Annotated in this window: 18 protein-coding genes and 3 tRNA genes; 4 read left to right on the forward strand and 17 right to left on the reverse strand. The window is 62.7% G+C overall.

The annotated features are described in order from the left end of the window. Nucleotides 1-76 precede the first annotated feature (76 nt). The 5 genes from BT122_RS04880 to BT122_RS04900 all read right to left on the reverse strand — a co-directional run bounded on the left by BT122_RS04880 (nucleotide 77) and on the right by BT122_RS04900 (nucleotide 2858). Nucleotides 77-152, reverse strand: a tRNA-Lys gene (locus BT122_RS04880). A 16-nt stretch (nucleotides 153-168) separates the two neighbouring features. After that, a tRNA-His gene (locus BT122_RS04885) sits at nucleotides 169-244 on the reverse strand. 178 nt (nucleotides 245-422) lie between these two features. Then, entirely contained in the window at nucleotides 423-1265 is an 843-nt protein-coding gene (locus BT122_RS04890; RefSeq protein WP_083432311.1) for an amino acid ABC transporter ATP-binding protein, read from the reverse strand. After that, complete coding sequence (locus tag BT122_RS04895) at nucleotides 1258-1911, reverse strand: amino acid ABC transporter permease (RefSeq protein ID WP_072354830.1); 654 nt, start codon at nucleotides 1909-1911, stop codon at nucleotides 1258-1260. Before BT122_RS04895 ends, BT122_RS04890 begins: the two co-directional genes overlap by 8 nt. A gap of 62 nt (nucleotides 1912-1973) precedes the next feature. After that, on the reverse strand, nucleotides 1974-2858 hold the full coding sequence (locus BT122_RS04900; RefSeq protein WP_083432312.1) for a transporter substrate-binding domain-containing protein: 885 nt from the start codon (nucleotides 2856-2858) through the stop codon (nucleotides 1974-1976). A 790-nt stretch (nucleotides 2859-3648) separates the two neighbouring features. Here BT122_RS04900 and BT122_RS04905 point away from each other — a divergent pair. Then, complete coding sequence (locus tag BT122_RS04905; protein WP_072354831.1) at nucleotides 3649-4278, forward strand: NUDIX hydrolase; 630 nt, start codon at nucleotides 3649-3651, stop codon at nucleotides 4276-4278. A gap of 23 nt (nucleotides 4279-4301) precedes the next feature. Next, nucleotides 4302-4378 (forward strand) — tRNA-Arg (locus BT122_RS04910). 93 nt (nucleotides 4379-4471) lie between these two features. Here BT122_RS04910 and BT122_RS04915 read toward each other — a convergent pair. Genes BT122_RS04915 through BT122_RS04930 form a run of 4 tightly spaced genes read right to left on the reverse strand, consistent with a single transcriptional unit; the run spans nucleotide 4472 to nucleotide 9500 of the window. Continuing rightward, on the reverse strand, nucleotides 4472-5944 hold the full coding sequence (locus BT122_RS04915) for an alpha/beta fold hydrolase (RefSeq protein WP_072354832.1): 1473 nt from the start codon (nucleotides 5942-5944) through the stop codon (nucleotides 4472-4474). Nucleotides 5945-5958: 14 nt separating this feature from the next. Then, on the reverse strand, nucleotides 5959-6972 hold the full coding sequence (locus tag BT122_RS04920; RefSeq protein WP_072354833.1) for an aspartate-semialdehyde dehydrogenase: 1014 nt from the start codon (nucleotides 6970-6972) through the stop codon (nucleotides 5959-5961). 48 nt (nucleotides 6973-7020) lie between these two features. Further along, the gene (locus tag BT122_RS04925) at nucleotides 7021-8358 is read right to left on the reverse strand and encodes an aspartate kinase (protein ID WP_072354835.1); all 1338 of its coding nucleotides are present in this window, start codon (nucleotides 8356-8358) and stop codon (nucleotides 7021-7023) included. Between the two features lie 11 nt (nucleotides 8359-8369). Then, complete coding sequence (locus BT122_RS04930; RefSeq protein ID WP_072354836.1) at nucleotides 8370-9500, reverse strand: homoserine dehydrogenase; 1131 nt, start codon at nucleotides 9498-9500, stop codon at nucleotides 8370-8372. Nucleotides 9501-9620: 120 nt separating this feature from the next. Between BT122_RS04930 and thrC the strand changes: the two genes are divergently transcribed. Beyond that, nucleotides 9621-11105 carry a threonine synthase gene (thrC, locus tag BT122_RS04935; protein WP_072354837.1) on the forward strand — a complete coding sequence of 495 codons (1485 nt, stop codon included), beginning with the start codon at nucleotides 9621-9623 and terminating at the stop codon, nucleotides 11103-11105. After that, nucleotides 11084-12016, forward strand: a complete 933-nt coding sequence (thrB, locus tag BT122_RS04940) for a homoserine kinase (protein WP_286130306.1) — start codon at nucleotides 11084-11086, stop codon at nucleotides 12014-12016. The genes thrC and thrB overlap by 22 nt, the downstream gene beginning before the upstream one ends. 347 nt (nucleotides 12017-12363) lie before the next feature. Here the strand turns inward: thrB and BT122_RS04945 are convergent, their stop codons facing one another. The 8 genes from BT122_RS04945 to BT122_RS04980 form a co-directional block, all read right to left on the reverse strand. Then, nucleotides 12364-13749, reverse strand: a complete 1386-nt coding sequence (locus tag BT122_RS04945) for a sensor histidine kinase (protein WP_072354899.1) — start codon at nucleotides 13747-13749, stop codon at nucleotides 12364-12366. A gap of 33 nt (nucleotides 13750-13782) precedes the next feature. Next, nucleotides 13783-14490: a response regulator transcription factor gene (locus BT122_RS04950; protein WP_083432314.1), complete on the reverse strand. Its 708-nt coding sequence runs from the start codon at nucleotides 14488-14490 to the stop codon at nucleotides 13783-13785. Between the two features lie 42 nt (nucleotides 14491-14532). Continuing rightward, the gene (locus tag BT122_RS04955; protein ID WP_072354838.1) at nucleotides 14533-15222 is read right to left on the reverse strand and encodes a phosphate signaling complex PhoU family protein; all 690 of its coding nucleotides are present in this window, start codon (nucleotides 15220-15222) and stop codon (nucleotides 14533-14535) included. After that, a complete protein-coding gene (gene pstB, locus BT122_RS04960; protein ID WP_072354839.1) occupies nucleotides 15222-16016 on the reverse strand; it encodes a phosphate ABC transporter ATP-binding protein PstB in 795 nt (264 codons plus the stop codon). The genes BT122_RS04955 and pstB overlap by 1 nt, the downstream gene beginning before the upstream one ends. Before the next feature lie 11 nt (nucleotides 16017-16027). Next, nucleotides 16028-16813 carry a phosphate ABC transporter ATP-binding protein gene (locus BT122_RS04965; protein ID WP_286130308.1) on the reverse strand — a complete coding sequence of 262 codons (786 nt, stop codon included), beginning with the start codon at nucleotides 16811-16813 and terminating at the stop codon, nucleotides 16028-16030. 14 nt (nucleotides 16814-16827) lie between these two features. Continuing rightward, nucleotides 16828-17775: a phosphate ABC transporter permease PstA gene (pstA, locus tag BT122_RS04970; protein ID WP_083432315.1), complete on the reverse strand. Its 948-nt coding sequence runs from the start codon at nucleotides 17773-17775 to the stop codon at nucleotides 16828-16830. Continuing rightward, complete coding sequence (pstC, locus tag BT122_RS04975) at nucleotides 17768-18670, reverse strand: phosphate ABC transporter permease subunit PstC (RefSeq protein ID WP_072354842.1); 903 nt, start codon at nucleotides 18668-18670, stop codon at nucleotides 17768-17770. Before pstC ends, pstA begins: the two co-directional genes overlap by 8 nt. A 75-nt stretch (nucleotides 18671-18745) precedes the next feature. Further along, nucleotides 18746-19678, reverse strand: coding sequence for a phosphate ABC transporter substrate-binding protein (locus tag BT122_RS04980; RefSeq protein WP_072354843.1), 933 nt, complete (start codon nucleotides 19676-19678; stop codon nucleotides 18746-18748). Nucleotides 19679-19696 lie beyond the last annotated feature (18 nt).

The following is a 19696-nucleotide window of genomic DNA, read 5'->3' on the forward strand; positions in this document are numbered from 1 at the left end:
AGCGAGAAGAAGCTGGCTGGGCGATTTGCGCCACGAAAAAAGCCCAGGGCGACAAGTGCCCTGGGCTGCGGATTCGTGGTGGGTCGTGAGGGGGTCGAACCCTCGACCTTGGGATTAAGAGTCCCCTGCTCTACCAACTGAGCTAACGACCCATATTCAGCTTTCAGATGGGGTGGGTGAAGGGGTTCGAACCCTCGACCTACGGAGCCACGGTCCGTCGCTCTTCCAACTGAGCTACACCCACCATTTGGCCCACCTCGTGAAGCGCTCGTTTATTATGACAAAGAATCAGACGGATGCAAGCACTTTCTTGAAGAACTTTTTCGAGAATCACATTCGAATGGCACCAATTTCGCAAAACACCAGGTCACACACCCACTGCCTCGACACAGGACCTTCAAAAAGAGATTCCAGACCTACTTCTAGTCCTCGGCCGTGGCCAGAAACTCCCGCACGCGGGCGTCTGTGGGGTTGTCCATGACCTCATCGGCAGGACCCTCCTCCACAATCCGCCCGTCGAGGAGAAACGCCACACGGTCAGAGACGTCACGGGCGAATCCCATCTCGTGGGTCACGATGCCGATGGCCATGCCGTCAGCGGCTAGTTCGCGGATGATGCGCCGCATGTCTGCCGTGAGCCTGGGGTCAAGCGCCGAGGTTGCCTCGTCGAAATAGAGCACCTTGGGGTGCATGGCAAGCGCACGCGCGATGGCCACGCGCTGCTGCTGGCCGCCTGAGAGCTGGTTGGGAACCTTCTCGGCATGCTCCGCAAGACCCAAGCGCTCAAGGATCTGCTTGGCCTCTGCCTTGACCTTGTCGGGGTCTCTCCCCTGCACCGCTATGGGGGCGTCGCAGACGTTGCGCATGACGGTGAAGTGTGGGAAGAGGTTGTAGTTCTGGAACACGATGCCAAACTGCATGCGGGCCTTGGCGCTTGCCTCCTTGGAGTAGCTGGCCCTGCCGTTCTCGTCCTGCTCGGTCACGCGGAGGCTGCCGTAGTAGAGCTCGCCCGCATCAAAGGTGTCAAGCAGCGTGAGGCAGCGCAGAAGCGTGGACTTGCCGGCGCCGGAGGGGCCAATGACCGAGACGACCTCCCCTCGCGCGATGGAGAGCGAGACGTCGTGGAGCACCTCTCGACCAGAGAAGGACTTGCGCGCGCCCTTCACGTAGACGGCGGGCAGGCCCAGAATCTGCGAGACAGAGGCGTCGGGCACGGGAATCTGGTGACGAGACGCGCGGGCGTCGTGCTTCTCGGCGTTAGTCATGGTAGTAGTCCAGCTTCTTCTCGATGCGCCTTATGATGTACTCGATGATGAGGCAGGTAACCCAGTAGATAAGCGCGGCCACGGCGAAGGCAGCCATGGTGCGCTGGCTCGTGACGATGGCGCGCGCCTGCGTGAACATCTCGAGAACGCCCAGCGAGAAGGCCAGCGAGGTGTCCTTGACGAGCGTGACCACCTCGTTGCCCATGGCGGGCAGCACGCGCTTGACCACCTGCGGCAGTACGATGCGCTGGAAGGTCTGGCGGCTGGAGTAGCCAAGGACCTCGGCGGCCTCGTACTGGCCACGCGGGATGGACTGGATGCCCGAGCGGTAGATCTCGGCGAAGTATGCCGCGTAGTTGATCACAAACGAGATGAGCACCGCAATCATGGGGAAGTTCGCCCCGGTCTTGAGGCCAAACACGTAATACGGCATGAAGGAGACGGCGAACATCTGAAGCATCAGGGGCGTGCCGCGCAGCACCGAAATGAAGAGCTGCATGAGCAGTGAGAGCGGCTTGAACTTGGAGAGCCGTCCCAGCGCCACCAGCATGCCCAGGGGGATAGACCCCACGAGCGTCACCGCAAAAATGATCATCGATATGCGATACCCCGAGAGGAGCATCCCCATCATCGTTCCAAAGTCCACCTTACCAGCTCCCTTGTCGCACCGTTGCGTGCGCTGTTGTTGTCGTGATTGCGCAGTTGCGCCTACGCCTTGGGCAGGCACCAGAGGTCGTAGGAGACGCCCTGGTCAGCGTACTTCTCGCAGAGCTCCTTGACAGTGCCCTCGGAGTCGAGCACCTGGAGGTCCGCCTCGACGGTCTTGGCGAGCTGGGCGCCGTCGTCCGTATTCGCGAAGCCAACGCCAAAGTGCTCGGAGTTGAGGTTCTCGTCGAGGATGCGGAACTCGGAGGTCTTGTCACCAATGTTGAAGACGGCCACGGGATAGTCGATGGCGATGGCATCCACCTGGCCGCTCTCGAGCATCATGAAGGCCGTGTTGTAGTTGTCGATGGTTTGGAGGTTGCCAAAGCTCTTGCCAAGCTCCTCCTGCGAGCCACCCTCCGAGAGTACGTCGAGCGCCGCGGAGTCCGCCTGGGTAATGACGTTCTTACCAGCAAGGTCCGAGAGCTGCTGCACGTCGGAGGAAGCGGGCACAACAACAACCTGACGGTTCTCCATGTAGGGGTCGGTGAAGGCGTAGCCGTCTTCGCGGCCCTCAATGGTGAAGCCGTTCCAGATGCAGGTGATCTGGCCAGAGTTGAGCAGCGTGTCCTTGGCGTCCCACGAGATGGGCGTGGGCACGAGCGTCCAACCCTCGCGGTCGCAGACAGCTTGGGCAAGGTCGATGTCAAAGCCGGTGTAGGAACCGTCGTTGCCCACATAGCCGTAGGGCGGGAAGTCCTGGTCGAAGCCCAAGACAAAGTTGCCGTCGAAGGAGGTGGTGGAGGTCGAGGACGCATCGGCCGAGCTGGAAGTTATGCTGGAACTGCTGGCGGTTGTGGAGGAACCGCAAGCGGCGAGGCCAAGAGCACCCGTGATTCCCAGGGCGGCGGTGATGAACTGGCGGCGGTTGAGCGTGGCGTTGAACATGGTTGCTCCCATCTGCGGTGAATGACGTGCAAAATAACGTGCGGCGCTTTAGTACGATGGAGTACAGGTGTACAGAATAGCCGCGACTTGCCCCACGTTCAACACTTTCAGCTGCCATGCATCCTTCGCTTAACAATCGGGGCATGGCGTTGCCGGCGCTGTCACCGACGCAGTTGCTGTTGAGAAGATTTCGGACGAAATCTGCGGCGAGCGGGCCCCAAAGTGTCGAAATTATTCTCAACAGCGCATGAAGAGGTGGCCACGCGCCGGACGAGGCGGGCAGACTTCCGGTTGGCAGCAGTTTTGATAAGACTCTTTATGTGCCTGCAGCGCGGTGGCAATTCTCTGACCTGCGATTTATCAGACTTCAAATCTGTTTGTACTTGGGGTACCCCAGAAAAACAGTTGCCCAACCGTCGATTCCTGCCAAGGCGGATCTGGCGAGCATCCAGCCGGCGCCAAATATGATCTGTCCGAATCGCGTGCTGGCGCTGTCGGGCAGTTTCCGAACGGAGTTTCCCTTCAGCAAGACACGGAACATCCTATTTCTGCCCGACAGCGACGGAGAGCAGAGAATGCCGCCGCGTACGGCAGGCACAGTAGTCCGACAGTTGTCCGAACTACGCACGGTGAGAGCCGGGCCGCGCAAAAGCCCAGCAATCCACAAACCTGAATCGCGACCGTGCGTAGTTCATTGGTCGCAAAAGAGTAGCGCGGCGCCAGCGCTGGACCCACCGATAAAACCAGCTATGGTAGGGTGCAGAGGAGGCAGTCGGACCAGGAGGAACGCATGAACAGCACGGCCCAGGGACTTGTCGAGAACGACGCAGGCCTTGATGAGGTTCGCAGGGCGCTCGAACCAGAGTCCTCGCTTCTTGAGCGTGTGACCGGGGACGAGCACGTCTGGCAAGGCAAGATCTTCTCCGTGGACCACCTCGAGGTAGAACTCGCGGACGGCTCGCACGCATGGCGCGAGGTGGTTCACCATCATGGCGGCGCGGGGGTCGTTGCCATACAAAGCGGCAAGGTGTGCCTGGTGCGTCAGTACCGGGTAGTCCTCGGCCGCGTGACGCTCGAGATTCCTGCTGGAAAGCTCGAGGCAGGCGAGCAGGGCGAGAGCTGCGCCGCACGCGAGCTTGCCGAGGAGACTGGCCTTCGTGCCGAGAAGCTCGTGCACCTGGCAACCGTGCTGGGGTCTCCCGGCTTCACGGACGAGCACACCGAAGTGTTTCTCGCCCAGGGACTCTCGCAGGGTACTGCCCGCCCCGACGAGGGCGAAGTCGTCCGCGTGGTTTGGATTCCGCTTGACGAGGTCCTGCGCGCAATCTCTGCAGGACTCATCCAAGACGGGAAGACCGTCGCGGGGGTTCTTGCTGCGCGAGCGCTTCTCAGCGATGAGCCAATGGGCGACTTGCGCTAGAATGACAGGGTCGCACAGGCAATGCTCCCTTAACTCAGCTGGATAGAGTAGCGGACTTCTAATCCGAATGTCGAGGGTTCGAATCCCCCAGGGAGCACCAGAAAAGGCAAGCCCAGAGCACGAAAAGTGCCCTGGGCTTTTTTCTTTGAAGCGCCGTGACGGCCCCACCGCAGGAGTGCCGAGAAGCTCTCCCCTACTTCACTTCGGCAAGGTCGCCGCGGTTGAGTGCCTCCTCGTAGAGGTGCTTAAAGACCACGCTGCCATGTAGGCCGTCGTGCTCGAACTCATTGGTCACCCAAGCATGGCACGCGCCCATGCGAGAAAGCGTGTCCAGCTGAAGGCCAGAATCCACATAGGCATCGTCGAAGTAGACGGCCGCCTGGAGCGGAACCTCGTTTCTTGCCAGCTGGTCCTGGTCGTAGAGGTGGCCAAACTCGGTATCGACCATGAGAACGTCCATCGCAGGGGCAAACGGCTTGAGCGACGGGTCCTCCTTGAACATCCAGGGGAACATCGCCTCGGCGAAGAGCATGAGAGGACGCGCGCCTTCGGAGAACTCCGGCCTCGCTGCCGCCTCGCGTGCGGCCGCCCACCCAATGGGCTCGTCAAGCGTGCCGTCCGCGTAGATGAACTCCTGAAGCGTCCAATAGAGCGGGCTTGTATACGAGGAGGTCATCGACTGGACCTGATCAAGGAAGCCACCAAAGAGACGCACGTGGGAGGCGTCTCCACCGGCCGCGGCAAGAGCATCGTCGCAGGAACCGTCGCCATCGGCAAAGGCAACGTCGAAGAGGGCGTGCAGGCGCTCGGGCGCAGGCTTCATACCAAGGCCACCCCCCACGAGCTGAAGTCGCCTCACCGAGAAGGGAGAGCCATCGGGCAGGTTCACGTCACCGGCGGCAAGGCGGTCTGCCACGAGAGAAACGCGCTTCTCGTCCTCGGGATAGCGCTCGTAGTAGGCGCGGGTCTTGGCCACCATGCGCGGGAAGGTGTGTGCATAGACCTCCGCCGCACTTGCTGGCACGTGGGGAATGCCGCCGCAGGTAAAGCTTGCCGCAACACCAGACGGGAAGGCAGAGAGGTTTGCCAAGGTGAGAAACCCGCCATAGCTTTGCCCCAAGGTAACCCACTTGCGACCGCCAAACTCGGTGAGGCGCAGGTACTCGAAGTCGCGGATGATCGAGTCTGCCAGGAAGCGCTTGAGGTAGTTGGCCTGGCGCCGCGCCGGATCCGCACCATGAGCGGCAGCCTCGGCACCCACGGCGGCAATGCGGGCGCCGTCCACGCGCGAGGAGCGACCGCATCCACGCTGGTCGGGCAAGACCACGCGGAAGTGGCGCAGGGCCTCCTCGATCCACCCGTCGCTCTGGGGAGAGAGCGGTCGTGGGCACGCACCTCCGGGCCCGCCCTGGAGAAACGCAATGAGCGGCAGGTCGCGGCCAACGTTCTCCGGCGAGCAGAGCACACGGTAGAAGAGCTTGATGCTCTTGCCCACAAACGCAGGGTCGGGTTTCTCGGCAGCACCCTCCATGGCAAGCGCAGAGGGGTCATCCTGGTCCACGCCGGCAAGGGCAGCCGGGCTGGTGCCGCGCCAGTCGAGCGGAACCTCGATGGAGTGGTCTTCCGCGTAGATGCCCGGAAGGTAGTAGCTGGTAAGAAGCGCCATTCGAATCCCTCGCCCTAGAGTAGGTACTCTGCGATCTGGACCGCGTTGGTGGCAGCGCCCTTGCGGATCTGGTCACCGCAGCACCAGAACGTGAGCGAGTTCACGCCGTCCGGCGCAGAGAGGTCGCGACGGATGCGACCAACGTAGACCAGGTCCTGGTCGGAGGTGTCAAGCGGCATGGGGTAGCGCAGGTTCGCTGGGTCGTCCACAACCTTGACGCCAGGCGCGGCAGCAAGCGCCTCGCGCGCCTCGTCCGGTGAGATGGGGCGATCAAACTCTGCCGTGATGGACTCGGAGTGCGAGCGCATGACGGGCACGCGCACGCAGGTGCAGTTCACGCGGACCTCGGGAAGGTGCATGATCTTGCGACCCTCGTTCTGCATCTTCCACTCCTCCGAGGTGTAGTCCTCGTCCTTGAAGGAGCCAATCTGCGGGATAAGGTTCGCGGCCAGCTGGTAGGCAAAGGGGCTCGTGTCGCCCATCTCGCCGCCCTCGGCAACGACCTTCATCTCTCGCTGGAGCTCGGTAAGGCCGGGCATGCCGGCGCCAGAGGCGGCCTGATAGGTGGAGACAATCAGGCGACGCAGACCGGCGAGCTTGTGAAGCGGCCAGGTGGGCACAAGCCCGATAATCGTGGCGCAGTTGGGGTTGGCGATGATGTTACGCGGGTGGTTAGCGATGTCCCCTGCGTTGATCTCGGGGATGACCAGCGGCACGTCGGGATCAAGGCGGAAGGCATGCGAGTTGTCCACGCACACCGCACCGCGCTTGGCTGCCTCGGGAAGCAATACCTTCGCGGTAGCGTCACCCGCGGCGCCAAGCACGATGTCGGCACCCTCGAACGCCTCGGGGGTCGCCTCGACCACGGGCACGGCCTCACCGTGGAAGGAGACGGTCTTGCCCACCGAGCGTGCGCTCGCGAGGGGAACGAGCTTGGCCACGGGGAAGTTCCGCTCCTCGAGGCACTGGATCATCTGCGTGCCAACGACGCCCGTTGCACCGAGAATGGCGACGGTCTTGTCTGCCATGATTGTGGGTCCTTTCTCTGCGTGCCTCTGAGGGCAGCGATGGGTTCTTTAGGCCTTCTCGGCCGAGACCATCTCGTTTCGAACGAAGCGCTCGTAGATGACCTTGATTGCGCGCTCGAAGTCGGTGTTGTCAACGCCCACGATGATGGAGATCTCCTCCGAGCTCTGGGTGATCATGCGGATGTTGATGCCAGCGTCACCAAGCGCGCCAAAGATCTTGCCCGAGGTGCCGGAGCGCCTGGACATGTTGCGGCCAACGACGGAGATGAGGGCCAGCTTGTCCACCATCACGATGTCGTCGGGCTTGATCTCGCGACGGATGTCGTTGACGATCGAGTAGATCTTGTCCTTGACGTCGGCTGCGGCCACCACGACGCCAAAGGAGTCGACTCCTGTGGGGATGTGCTCGATGGAGACCCCGTAGCGCTCGAAGATCGAGAGCGCGCGAGAGATGACGCCCACCTCGTTGGACATGTGGGCCTTCTTGACATGCACGGCCATGAAGTCCTTGCGGCCGGCAATGCCCGTGATCAGGTGTTCGTCGGCACCAGCCTCGGCGGTCTCGCGGATGGTAGTGCCCGCGTCCTGGGGACGGTTAGTGTTCATGATCTTGATGGGGATGTTGACCTCGCGCACCGGGAAGATGGCCTCCTCCTGGAGCACCGAGGCGCCCATGTAGGAGAGCTCGCGCATCTCGTCGAAGGTGATGCGGCGGATGGAGCGGGGGTTCTCGACGATCCTGGGGTCTGCAGAAAGGAAGCCCGAGACGTCCGTCCAGTTCTCGTAGACGTCAGCGTCAAGGCAGCGCGCCGCGATGGCGCCTGTGATGTCGCCGCCGCCGCGCTGGAAGAGCTTGATGGCGCCGTCGACGGTGGCTCCGTAGAAGCCGGGAAGCACGAAGGCGCCATTCCTGTGCGCAAAGTCCTTGAGGCGCGCGGCGGTGCGCTCCATGTCCACGTTGCCGTCGTGGTGGAACACGATCACGTCAGCCGCGTCCACAAAGGGAAGGCCCAGGTACTCGGCCATGATGTTGGCGGTGAACCACTCGCCGCGCGAGACCACGTACTCGGGCGAGTGCTTCTTGATGTTGGCGGCGAAGGTCTCGAACTTCTCGGCCACGGGCCACTTGACGCCCAGCTCGTCCGCGATGTCGACAAAGCGCTGCTCGATGTCGGCGAGAAGCGAGGTGCAGTCCACGTGGTACTCGATGTGCGCGTTCACCAGAAGGAGGAGGTCCGTGATCTTGTTGTCCCCCGAGAAGCGCTTACCCACGGCAGAGACCACCACAAAGCGGCGGTCGGGGTCCGCCTCGACGATGGACTTGACCTTGCGGAACTGGTCAGCGGTAGCGACGCTGGAGCCCCCGAACTTGCAGATCTTGATCATGTGATCCTCTCCTAGCTGTTCGCGGACACGGCCGCCATGAATGTGGTTGGGTCAGACTTCAGGGCATCATCGAGAAGGGCGCGCGCCTGAGTTGCGGTGAGGTCGTCCACGATGACGGCGCCGGGCTCGTAGAACGTGGCACCGGGAATGGTGGCCTCAGTGCGGAACACGTAGGGCCCGTGGAGCATGGCGGGGTCGTACGTGAGGCCGCGCGAGAAGTCATAGGTGGGCCTCCTGCCCGCCACGCAGTCGAGGATGTCCTGGACGATGGCATTGCCCGTGGGAAGGCTTCCCGCGCCCTGACCGTAGAACTTGAGCTCGCCGATGGACGGCGCGTCAAGCGTCACGAGGTTGAAGTTGGTAGGCACGTTTGCCTCGAGCGTCGAGGTGCTCACAGCCACCGGCTCGACCGAGACGGCATAGCGGCCATCCGCCTGGACGCCGCGGCCGATGAGCTTGACCGTGAGGTCGCGGCTGCCAAAGAGGCTGAGATCGTACTTGGTGAGGTTCCTGATGCCCGAGACGGGAAGATCCTGCGTGCAGGCGACGTCAAACGCCACGGATGCCGAGATGATGGTCTTGTTGCGCACGTCGATGCCATCGATGTCGGCGGTGGGGTCCCTCTCGGCAAAGCCCAGCTCCTGGGCCTTGCTCAGGACCTCGGCAAAGTCCGCGCCGTCCTTGAGCATGGAGTAGACAATGTAGTTGGTGGTCCCGTTCATGATGCCCGAGAAGGACTGGACGTCCTCGATGCGGCGCACCTTCTCGATGCTCGCGATCCAGGGGATGCCGCCGCCCACCGACGCCTCGATGAGAAGGCCAACACCTGCCTTCGAGGCGGCCTCGGCGAACTCGGCGAAGTGGGCCGCAACAACGGCCTTGTTCGACGTCACCACGTGCTTTCCGGCATTGAGTGCCTGCAGGATGAAGGTGTGGGCGGGCTCGATGCCGCCCATGCACTCCACCACGAGCTCGATGGCAGGGTCATCGACAATGTCCTGATAGTTGGGGGTCATGCGCGGGTCGGTGAGACGGTCGGGCAGCTCGAGAATGCGGGCGACCTCGACCTCGGGCACGCGCTCCTCGATGATCTGCGCAACGCCACGGCCAACGGTGCCGTATCCCAGGATGGCTATCTTCATCGGCTTCCAATCTCTTTCAACTGTGTGTCGGCGCTTGCCGTGCGACGCACCGCCATGCACGGTACCAGCTATCATACGTGCTGGACACGATACAAGGCCTAACGACGCAAGGAGCCGACCGTGGAAACGTTCTACCACAGCACCCGTTCGCGCGGGGAATTGGTAACAAGCAAGCAAGCAATTCTCGCCGGCCTAGCGCCTGACGGAGGCCTCTACGTCTCCGACGCGCTTGGTGCGGAAAAGTTCGATCTTGCCCAGGTGTGCGCCAGCAGCTTCACCCAGACTGCCGAGCGTGTGCTTGGGACGCTCCTGCCCGACTACACTGCCGAGGAGCTTGCCGGCTGCGTGCGCGCGGCCTACGGCGCCCAGTGGGACACCCCGGCCATTTGCCCCGTCACGCCTTTGGGCACCGACTGGCTCCTCGAGCTCTTCCATGGCCCCACCTGCGCCTTCAAGGACGTTGCCCTGCAGATGCTGCCGCAGCTCATGGGCGTTGCGCGCGAGGGCGACGGCCATGACGTGATGATCGTGACGGCCACCTCGGGCGACACCGGCAAAGCGGCGCTCGATGGCTTATCGGGCGTGCCCCACACGGGCGTCTGCGTCTTCTATCCCTGGGGCAAGGTCTCTGACATCCAGCGCCTCCAGATGGTCACGCAGATTGGTGGCAACGTTGCCGTATGCGCCATCCGCGGCAACTTCGACGACGCGCAGTCCGAGGTCAAGCGCATCTTCTCGGACCGCAGCCTCGCGGAGCGCCTCTCGGCGCGCAACGTGGTGCTCTCGAGCGCCAACTCCATCAACGTTGGCCGCCTTGCGCCGCAGGTGACGTACTACTTCGATTCGTACGCGCAGCTCGTCCGCGCAGGCGCAATCGCGCAAGGCGACGAGATCACCTATGTTGTCCCCACGGGCAACTTTGGCGACGTCTTGGCCGGCTACTACGCCAAGCGCATGGGGCTGCCCGTGCGCAGGCTGGTCGTGGCCTCAAACGCCAACGACGTCCTCACGGACTTCCTCACCACGGGCACGTACGACAAGCGCCGCCCGTTTGTGAAGACCATCTCGCCTTCCATGGACATCCTGGTCTCCTCCAACCTGGAGCGCCTACTTTACTTTGCCTCCAACGGGGATGTGGAGCTTGTCTCGTCCCTCATGGCAGACCTCGCCGAGAAGGGCGCCTACACCGTGCCGCCGGCACTTCTCGCTAGCATCCAAGAGACCTTTGGCTGCGGCCGCGCGGACGACGAGATGGCCCGCGAGACGATCCGCACCACCTGGGAGAAGAACCACAAGCTCATCGACCCGCACACTGCCGTGGCAAAGCACGTCATGGACGCGCTGCCCCAGGATGGCGCGGCGCAGGTGTGCCTCTCCACGGCAAGCCCTTACAAGTTCCCGGCAGACGTGCTGGGGGCGCTTGGCGTTGACGCCTCGGGCATGAACGGCTTTGCGAGCATGGACTCGCTCGAGCACATCACCGGCACCACGGCGCCTGTGCAGCTCTCGAGCCTGCGCGATGCCGAGAGCCTTCACGACGACGTGTGCGACCGGGACAAGATGGGCGCCTTCGTGGAGTCCGCGTGCGCAAGGATCTTCCTGTGAGCGCGGCCGAGAAGGAACAGACCGCCGTGACTGGTACCGTGCGTGTAAGCGTCCCCGCAACCTCTGCCAATCTGGGTGTGGGCTTTGACGTCCTTGGCCTTGCGCTCGACCTTTCCGCCGAGTTTGCCTTCGAGCCGGCAGACACCCTGAAGATCGACGGGTGCGCGCCCGAGCTTGCGGGCGAGGACAACCTGGTGTGGACATCGTACCTCTGCGGCTGCAGGGAGTTTGGTCTTGAGGCCCAGCCGCTCCACATCACCGAGTCATGCACGATTCCAGCCTCCGGCGGTCTTGGGTCCAGCTCAACGTGCGTGGTGGCGGGCATCGCGGCAGCCCAGGCGCTTGCGGGCCTGCCGCTCGACCGCGAGCGCACGCTTTCTCTCGCCACTGCCATCGAGGGCCACCCGGACAACGTTGCCCCTGCCGTGATGGGCGGTCTCGTAAGCTCCTACGTCGAGGGGCCAACGACGGTCACCACTCGCTGGGTTGTTGCCGACAACCTTCGCTTTGTCTGCATGGCTCCCCCCTACCGCGTCCTCACGCGCGACGCCCGGCGCGCGCTGCCCGCCATGGTCCCCACTAGTACCGTCTCCTGGCAGGTGGGTCGCTGCCTTGCCATGGTGAGCGCTATGGCAAAGGGGGACACCGACGCCATTCGCGCCTGCTGCCACGACCGCATCCACGAGCCATACCGTGCGCCGCTCATCCCCGACTACCAGATGCTGCACGACGTGGCGCATGAGAACGGCGCCTGTACGTTCCTCATCTCGGGCTCGGGTGCCACGATGATGGCGATTGCCGACGGCGATGAGCGCGCGGCAAGCGTTGCCCGAGCGGTGAGCGAGGCCATGCCCACGCTCTGGGTGCGCACGCTGCGCGCGAGCGAGCACGGCACAACGGTCCGCCAATGAGACAAAGGGACAGTCCCTTTGTCTCATTTTTCTTAGTCTCGCTTCTGGAAGTCGCCGGAAGGCTACTTTTGGCGCAGATTGCAACAATACGGCCCCTCCGGCGACAAAACGGCGCCGGAGGGGCATTCTCGTCACTCTGGTTGGAGAAAATCGAGTCTCGGGCGAGAATTTGACGCCTTAGCAGCGACTTTATACGTGATAGCTGCGGAAACGTGCCTTTGGGCGGCAAAGCGGCGCCGGAGCGATGGTTATCGACAGGATTACGTACAAGACACGCCTTCCGGCGCCAAAATGACGCCGGAGCAGCAACCTTGTACGTGATGGATGCTGAAACGTGCCTCCTGCCGTCACTGCGCCGGGAACGTCACCGTGATCTGGGTGCCCTTGCCGAGCTCGCTCTTGAGGTCGATTGTCGCATCGTGGAAGGCCGCGGCGTGCTTCACGATTGCAAGTCCAAGGCCGGTGCCGCCCTTCTCACGGCTACGTCCCTTGTCAACGCGATAGAAGCGCTCGAAGACCTTGGCTTGGTCCTCCTGCGGAATGCCGATGCCCGTGTCGCTCACGCGCACGCAGGGCTGGCCGTCCTGCGGCAGCACCCACACAAAGACGCTGCCGCCGCGACGGTTGTACCTGATGGCGTTGGAGACAAGGTTGCCAATCAGCTCGTCAAGCAGACGTGGGTTGCCCTTAATGGTGGTGGACACGCCGTCCAGCTTGAGCTTCACGCCTGCGTCGCGGGCACGCTGCTCGTAGCGCTGGCAGACGTCCGAGGCAACCGAGAGCAGGTCAACGGGCTCGACGCTGCCAAAGAGCTGCCGATCCTGGGAGCGCTCCGTCTCATCCAACTTGGATAGCGTGAGAATGTCGCTTACCAAGGCCGAGAGACGCTGCGCGTCGTCGTAGATCCGGCTTGCAAAGTTGGGGATGTCCTCCAGGCGCACGATGCCATCGCGAATGAGCTCGGAGGCGCCGGAAATGGCAGCGATGGGCGTCTTGAGCTCGTGCGTGACGTTGGCGGTGAACTCGCGGCGCATGTCGTTGGCGCTCTGGACCTGGTCCATGCGCTCGACAAGGTCATGGTGCTGCTCGTTAAGGCGCGACACCAAAGGCTCAAGCTCCACGTAGGGGGCCTGCGCGTTCTCTGCCTCGGGATCAATCTCAAGAATAGGCTGCACCAGCCGGTTGGCAATGATGCGCGAGACAAACCACGCGACCACAACCAGACATCCAACGACGATGAGCATGATGAACAGGTCCTGGCTCACGATGCGCCCGACGCTGCTCCTGTCAAGGCCCAGACGCACAACATCACCCGAGGGAAGGCGGCGCGCATGATAGAGGCTCACGTAGCCCAGCGTATCCGAGTCGCGGTCAGACTCACCCTCGCCGCCCTTGAGCGCCTCGGCAATCTCCGGCCGATCGGCGTGGTTCTCGAGCGCGGCGGCATCCACCTGGGAGTCATAGAGCACGGTGCCGTCGGGCGCCACCAGCGTCGCGCGCTCCTCGCCAAAGTCGATTGAGGAGAGAAGGGCAATCTCCTCCTTGGCGGTTCCCCCATCATCGATTGCCGTTGCAACGGTGTCGCACTCGCGCGCGAGCATCCCCTTGGCGTCGGCAAGGACGGACGACTGGTAAAACAGCGAGAGCGCAAGGAGCAACACGACCGCCACAACCGAACACGAGACGGCAAACGACACAAAGACGCTCCTGCGAAGCGAATGGGTTCCGCTCACGACTCCATTGGTTCCATCTGGCACCGGCCTCGCCTACCCGCGCATACGGTAGCCAACACCGCGAACGGTCTCGATGAGGTCCGAAGAGTCACCGAGCTTGGCACGAATCTGCTGCACGTGGACGTCAACCGTACGCGATCCTCCGTCAAAGTCCCAGCCCCAGACACGCTGGAGCAGTGTCTCGCGAGAGAAGACGACACCGGGGCTTCTCATGAGGAACTCGAGCAGGTCAAACTCGCGCATGGTGAGCGAGAGAGGCTTTCCGTCGATGGTCGCCTCGCGGCGATCCGGCCAGAGCGTGAGGTTCTCGACGGAGAGCGCCTTGCGCTCGGGCATGTCCGAGGCGCGGCCCGCGCGCCTGAGCAGCGCACGCGTGCGGCTCACAAGTTCCATCATGCCGAAGGGCTTGGAAAGGTAGTCGTCGGCACCGCCATCAAGAGCTCGCACCTTGTCGAGCTCCGAGTCCTTGGCAGTGAGCATCATCACCGGAACGCGGGAGAGCCCAGGCGTATGGCGCACGCGAGCCAGGATGTCAAGGCCATCGGCATCGGGAAGCATGATGTCGAGCAGGACGACATCCGGCCTCCTCTCAGCACACATGCGCCTGAACTCTGCATCGTCGCTGCAGCCGGAGGCGTCGAGACCCGCCTGGCGCAAAGCGTAAGTTGTGAGTTCGCGAATGTTCTTATCGTCCTCGACGTAGTACACCACGCCCGAGACCGGTGCCGCCTTCTCTGGCATCGTCTGAATCCGTCCCTTCTCTTGCGCCTACTAACAACGAGTCTAATCGTCGGTCGGGATGGGATCGACGCCCTTTTCGGTCACGTGCTCGCCAGTCACACGGAAGATGGCCCACGAAGCAATGCGCTTGGCAAGGTCGCCGATGCGCTCGAAGTACTTGGCAACCATGAGCACCTCGGGCAGGTAGCGGGCAGAAGACTTCCCCTCGCGAATCTGCTGCACGAGCTTATCCGTCACGTCCCCGTAGATGATGTTCACCTCGGCGTCCTGCTGGATGACCTCCTGCGCAGCGTTGACATCTGAGTTGCAGAAGGCATTCACGGCCTTCTCGACCATCTTCGCCGTTGCTTCGGCCATCTCGTTGAACTCGTCGGAAAACTTGGATGTGGCCTTCTCGGGAACCTCCGCTGCCAGGAAGCTCGCATCGCGGGTCATGCCATCGATGTGGGACAGGTCGGAGACGATTCTAAAGGAACCGGTAACAAAGCGCATGTCATCGCCAATGAGGGGCTGCTGCAGAAGCAGGACGTCGAGGCACGAGGACTCAATCGAGTTGCGCAGGCGGTCCTCCGCCTTGCGGCCGCGCACGAGGCCCTCCTGGGCGCCCTTGTCACCGGTGGCCGCAAGACCGGTCGCGCGAATGTCCGCCGAGCACTTGTCTCTAAAGCGGACGAGAAGGTCTTCGATGTCTTTGAGCTGCGAGGTGAGCTTGGAGCGAGTCTGGATGGTCATTAGCTAAACCTCCCTGAGAGGTATTTCTGGGTACGGGTCTCGCGCGGGTTCGAGAAGAGCTCCGCCGTTGGAGCCTCCTCAATAAGCTGTCCAAGGTAGAAAAACGCGGTCTTATCGGCCACGCGCGTTGCCTGCTGCATGTTGTGGGTAACCACGACAACGGTATGGTCACGCGAAAGCTCGACCATGAGCTCCTCCACCATCGAGGTGGAGATGGGGTCGAGGGCGCTCGTGGGCTCGTCCATGAGGAGGACGTCGGGGCTCGTCGCCAGGGCGCGTGCGATGCAGAGGCGCTGCTGCTGGCCACCGGAAAGGCCAAGTCCGCTCTGGTTGAGCTTGTCCTTGACCTCATCCCAGAGGGCGGCGCGAGTGAGGCAGCGCTCCACGATCTGGTCAGCCTCGTCGCGCGAGAGATGCTTCATGCGCGCGGGACCATACAGGTTGTTCTCGCGGATGCTCATCGGGAACGGGTTGGGGTGCTGGAACACCATGCCCACATGCACGCGAAGCGCGTTGGGGTCGGTCTGGAAGATGTCGGTGCCCTTGAATTCGACCAGACCCTCGGTGCGGACGCCCTCGACGAAGTCGCACATGCGGTTGAACGTGCGCAGGAGCGTCGACTTGCCGCAGCCCGAAGGCCCAATAAAGGCCGTCGCTCGGTGCTCGGGGATGTCCAGCGAGATGTCCTTGAGCGCCTGGAAATCTGTGTACCAGAGGTTGAAGTGCTTCACGGAGATGACGGGAGAGACGTCCGCCACGCTCCTGTGCTCCGTTTGCGTGAACTCTTTCTCCATCATCAGCTCCATTAGCCAAAGCGTCCGGACAGGTAGTCGGCAAGCCGCTGGTCATTGGGCGCCGAGAAGATCTGCTTGGTTGTCCCCGTCTCAACCATGGTACCAACGTAGAAGAACGCGGTGCGATCCGAGACGCGGGTGGCCTGCTCCATGTTGTGCGTCACGATGATGCAGCAGATGCCCGAGGAGGCGATGGACCTGATGGTCTCCTCGATGGAGTACGTGGAGATGGGGTCGAGCGCCGAGCAAGGCTCGTCGAAGAGCACGACGTCTGGCTTCATGGCAAGCGTGCGTGCGATGCAGAGGCGCTGCTGCTGGCCGCCGGAAAGACCAAAGCCACTCTGGTCCAGCTTGTCCTTGACCTCATCCCAAAGGGCGGCCTGTCGCAGCGAGGTCTCCACCAGCTCGTCGCCTTCCGCACGGTTCTTTATGCGGCCATGACGCTTGGGCGCAAAGAGGATGTTCTCGCGAATGGACTTCCTGAACGGCGTGGGCTGCTGGAACACCATGCCAATGGACTTGCGCAGCTCAAAGAGGTTCTCGTCAGGCGTGTTAACGTCGTGGTCGTGATAGTGAATCTCGCCCTCCACCACGCAGCGCGGAATCTCGCGGTTCATAAGGTTGAGGCAGCGCAGGTAGGTAGACTTGCCGCAACCCGAGGGGCCGATAAGGGCTGTCACCTGGCCAGCGTCGAAGGAGAGCGACGTTGGATGCAGCGCTTCGTGCGTGTAGTCGTACTTGACCGTGACGTCCTTGGTGTAGAGGAGGGCGCTACCCTCGCCCGGAGTGGGTGTCATTGTCTCGTCCTCCGTCATTCGCTCGTCATCTTCTTGGCAAGCGCCTTGCCCAGGACGCGGGCGAGGATGTTGAAGAGCAGCACGCAGATGATAAGGACGGCTGCGGTGCCCCACACAATCTCGTCGTTGCCAGGGGTGGGCTCCATCTTGAGCTTCCAGATGTGGACCGCCAGTGTCTCCGCGGGCCTGAAGATGTTCCAGGGGTTGCGAGGGCTCGAGAGGTTGGCGCTAGCAAAGTTGATGTTCACGGCGGCGGAGCCGGAGGTGAAGATCAGAGCAGCCGCCTCGCCAAACACGCGACCGGCGGAGATAACGATGCCCGTCACGATGGCCGGCATAGCTGCCGGCAGCAGAACGTGGCGCGTGGTCTCCCAGCGGGTGAGACCCATGGCAAGGGCTGCGTCACGCTGGGAGCGCGGGACATCCTGGAGCGCCTGCTGGATCACGCGGACGAGGATGGGGATGTTGAACATGGTAAGGGCCATGGCTCCGGCGAGGATGGAGATGCCCCAACCAAGCGTCACCACGAAGAAGAGCGAGCCAAACATGCCTACGACGATCGAGGGAAGGCTCGAGAGAGTCTCGATTGCCGTGCTCGCCGCCTTGGTGACCCAGTTGTCGGGCGCGTACTCCACGAGGAAGATGGCTCCGCCCAGCGAGATGGGCACGCTGATGAGCAGCGTGATGGCGAGCATGTAGAACGAGTCGAAGATCTCGGAGGAGATGCCGGGGTTCTCGTCCGCAAGGGGCGATGTGGTGAGGAAGCCCGGGGACAGGGCCTTGCCCAGGCCCTTAACGAGGATGAATGCCACGATTGAGGCGAGGAGGAGAAGGACAAAGGCAACGATAACGGTGAGGATGCCCGTCGCCGCGCGGTCCTGCCTGCCAATCCTCTTGACGTGATCGTCAAGGTCGACGCCGAGGTCGTTGTCGGCCTGCTTTGCGGTGGTTTCGCTAGCCACGGTTCTTCGCCCCCTTTGCGCCGATGAGATGGATGATCAGGATGAAAATCAGAGACATTGCCATGAGCAGCAGGCCCAGAGCCCAGAGCGCGTGGTACTGGACAGAGCCCGTGGTTGCGTTCGAGAAGCCCGAGGTAAGGGCCGTGGTGAGCGTTGCCGCAGGAGAAAGGAGGCCGGCGGGCATGACCTTCTCGACGCCGCCGATGACCATCTGCACGGCAAGCGCCTCGCCAAAGGCGCGGGTCATGCCGAGGATGACGGCGGTCATGAGGGAGGGCATGGCGCTCCTGAGCACCACGTGCCAGACCGTCTGCCAACGGGTGCATCCAAGGGCGTAGGAGCCCTCGCGGTACTCGTTGGGGACGGCGGCAAGGCCATCGATGGAGAGCGTGGTAACCGTGGGGAGAATCATCACGGCCAGTACGATGCCGCCGGAGAGGATGCCCGCGCCGGTTCCCGCCGCATCGCCAAAGATTGCACGCATCGCCGCGTTGACCACCGTAAGGCCGATGAGGCCGTAGACAACCGAGGGGATGCCCATCAGGAGCTCGACCAGCGGCTGGAAGACGCGGCGGCCAAACCCGGGCTGGACCTCGACGACAAAGATGGCACTACCGAGTGCGATGGGCAGCGTGAAGAGCGTTGCCAGGAGCATGACGCCAAAGGAAGTCACGATCAGCGGGAGCGCTCCATAGACGCCATCGGAGGGGACCCAGCTGGTGCCCGAGATGAACGAGAAGAAGTTGATGCCGTCCACAAAGAAGGCGGATAGGCCCTGCTGGGCGACCATGAAGATGAGCGTGATAACGACGAGAGCGACAAGGAGCACGCACGCGCCGGTGAGGGTGAGTCCCACCCCCTCGAGCTGCTTCTTCGGCATGAGGCGTTTAGCCATGAGTAGCCTTTCTACCTGTACAGACAAGGGGCATCCGCACCCAAGCACGGACGCCCCCACGGTTTTGCTCGGAAGTTACGCGTTGGTGATGGTGCCCGACGCGTCCTTCTTGACCTTCATGTCGTTGGCGGGGATGAAGCCCTGCTCCTCGACCATGCTGCCCTGGACCTCGTCGGACATCATGTAGTCGATGAAGGCCTGGGTGACCTCGTCGGCGTCCTTGGTGTACATGTGCTCGTACGCCCAGATCTTGAAGGAGCCGTTGCAGACGTTCTCTGCCTTGGCCTCGACGCCGTCGACCTTCAGGGCCTTGAACTTGGTGTCGTCGAAGTAGGAGAAGGCCAGGTAGGAGATGGCACCCTCGGTCTGCTGGATCTTCTCGACAACGGTGCCCGAGGAGTCCTCCTCGGCAACGGGGGCAAAGTCGGCGGGAGCGGACTCGCCACCGAGGACGGCGGCCTCGAAGGTGGCACGGGTGCCGGAGCCAGCCTTGCGCTCGATGACCTGAATCTTGCCAGCGGTGCCGCCGACCTCGGACCAGTCGGTGATCTTGCCGGTGAAGATGCCCTTGAGCTGGTCGGTGGTGAGGTCGTCAACGTCGACGTTGGAGTTCACGATGGGGCCCATGCCAACCACGCACACGGTGTTGTCGGTAAGAGCCTTGGCGTCGGAGGCATCGAGCTTCTCCTCGGCAAAGACGTCGGAGCGGCCGATCTGCGCCTTGCCGTCGCGGACGTCGGAAAGGCCCTGGCCAGAGCCGCCACCGGTGATGGCGATGGTCACGTCGGGGTTCTCGTCCTCGAACTTCTTGGCGGCGGCCTCAACCAGCGGCTGGAACGAGGTGGCGCCGGAGCAGTTCACGGTGCCGGAAAGGGCCTTGGCTGTGGAGTCGGAGCTCGTGTCGGAGCTGCTGGACCCGCCGCAGCCAACGAGGCCCAGGCCGGCGAGGGCAACCGCAGTGCCGCCTGCAAGCGAGAGGAAAGAACGGCGAGAGAGACTATCGGACATGTTTCTCCTTCCAGAGTG

The sequence above is a fragment of the Olsenella sp. kh2p3 genome, assembly GCA_900119625.1.
In the GTDB taxonomy this organism is placed as follows: domain Bacteria; phylum Actinomycetota; class Coriobacteriia; order Coriobacteriales; family Atopobiaceae; genus Tractidigestivibacter.

What these genes read in the sequence shown, in the direction of transcription:
- BT122_RS04965 (WP_286130308.1), bottom strand. Translation starts at nt 16,813, where the DNA reads ATGACACCCACTCCGGGCGAGGGTAGCGCCCTCCTCTACACCAAGGAC.
- BT122_RS04920 (WP_072354833.1), bottom strand. Translation starts at nt 6,972, where the DNA reads ATGGCAGACAAGACCGTCGCCATTCTCGGTGCAACGGGCGTCGTTGGC.
- pstC (WP_072354842.1), bottom strand. Translation starts at nt 18,670, where the DNA reads ATGGCTAAACGCCTCATGCCGAAGAAGCAGCTCGAGGGGGTGGGACTC.
- pstB (WP_072354839.1), bottom strand. Translation starts at nt 16,016, where the DNA reads ATGGAGAAAGAGTTCACGCAAACGGAGCACAGGAGCGTGGCGGACGTC.
- BT122_RS04915 (WP_072354832.1), bottom strand. Translation starts at nt 5,944, where the DNA reads ATGGCGCTTCTTACCAGCTACTACCTTCCGGGCATCTACGCGGAAGAC.
- BT122_RS04980 (WP_072354843.1), bottom strand. Translation starts at nt 19,678, where the DNA reads ATGTCCGATAGTCTCTCTCGCCGTTCTTTCCTCTCGCTTGCAGGCGGC.
- BT122_RS04925 (WP_072354835.1), bottom strand. Translation starts at nt 8,358, where the DNA reads ATGATCAAGATCTGCAAGTTCGGGGGCTCCAGCGTCGCTACCGCTGAC.
- BT122_RS04930 (WP_072354836.1), bottom strand. Translation starts at nt 9,500, where the DNA reads ATGAAGATAGCCATCCTGGGATACGGCACCGTTGGCCGTGGCGTTGCG.
- BT122_RS04950 (WP_083432314.1), bottom strand. Translation starts at nt 14,490, where the DNA reads ATGCCAGAGAAGGCGGCACCGGTCTCGGGCGTGGTGTACTACGTCGAG.
- BT122_RS04890 (WP_083432311.1), bottom strand. Translation starts at nt 1,265, where the DNA reads ATGACTAACGCCGAGAAGCACGACGCCCGCGCGTCTCGTCACCAGATT.
- BT122_RS04905 (WP_072354831.1), top strand. Translation starts at nt 3,649, where the DNA reads ATGAACAGCACGGCCCAGGGACTTGTCGAGAACGACGCAGGCCTTGAT.
- BT122_RS04955 (WP_072354838.1), bottom strand. Translation starts at nt 15,222, where the DNA reads ATGACCATCCAGACTCGCTCCAAGCTCACCTCGCAGCTCAAAGACATC.
- BT122_RS04900 (WP_083432312.1), bottom strand. Translation starts at nt 2,858, where the DNA reads ATGTTCAACGCCACGCTCAACCGCCGCCAGTTCATCACCGCCGCCCTG.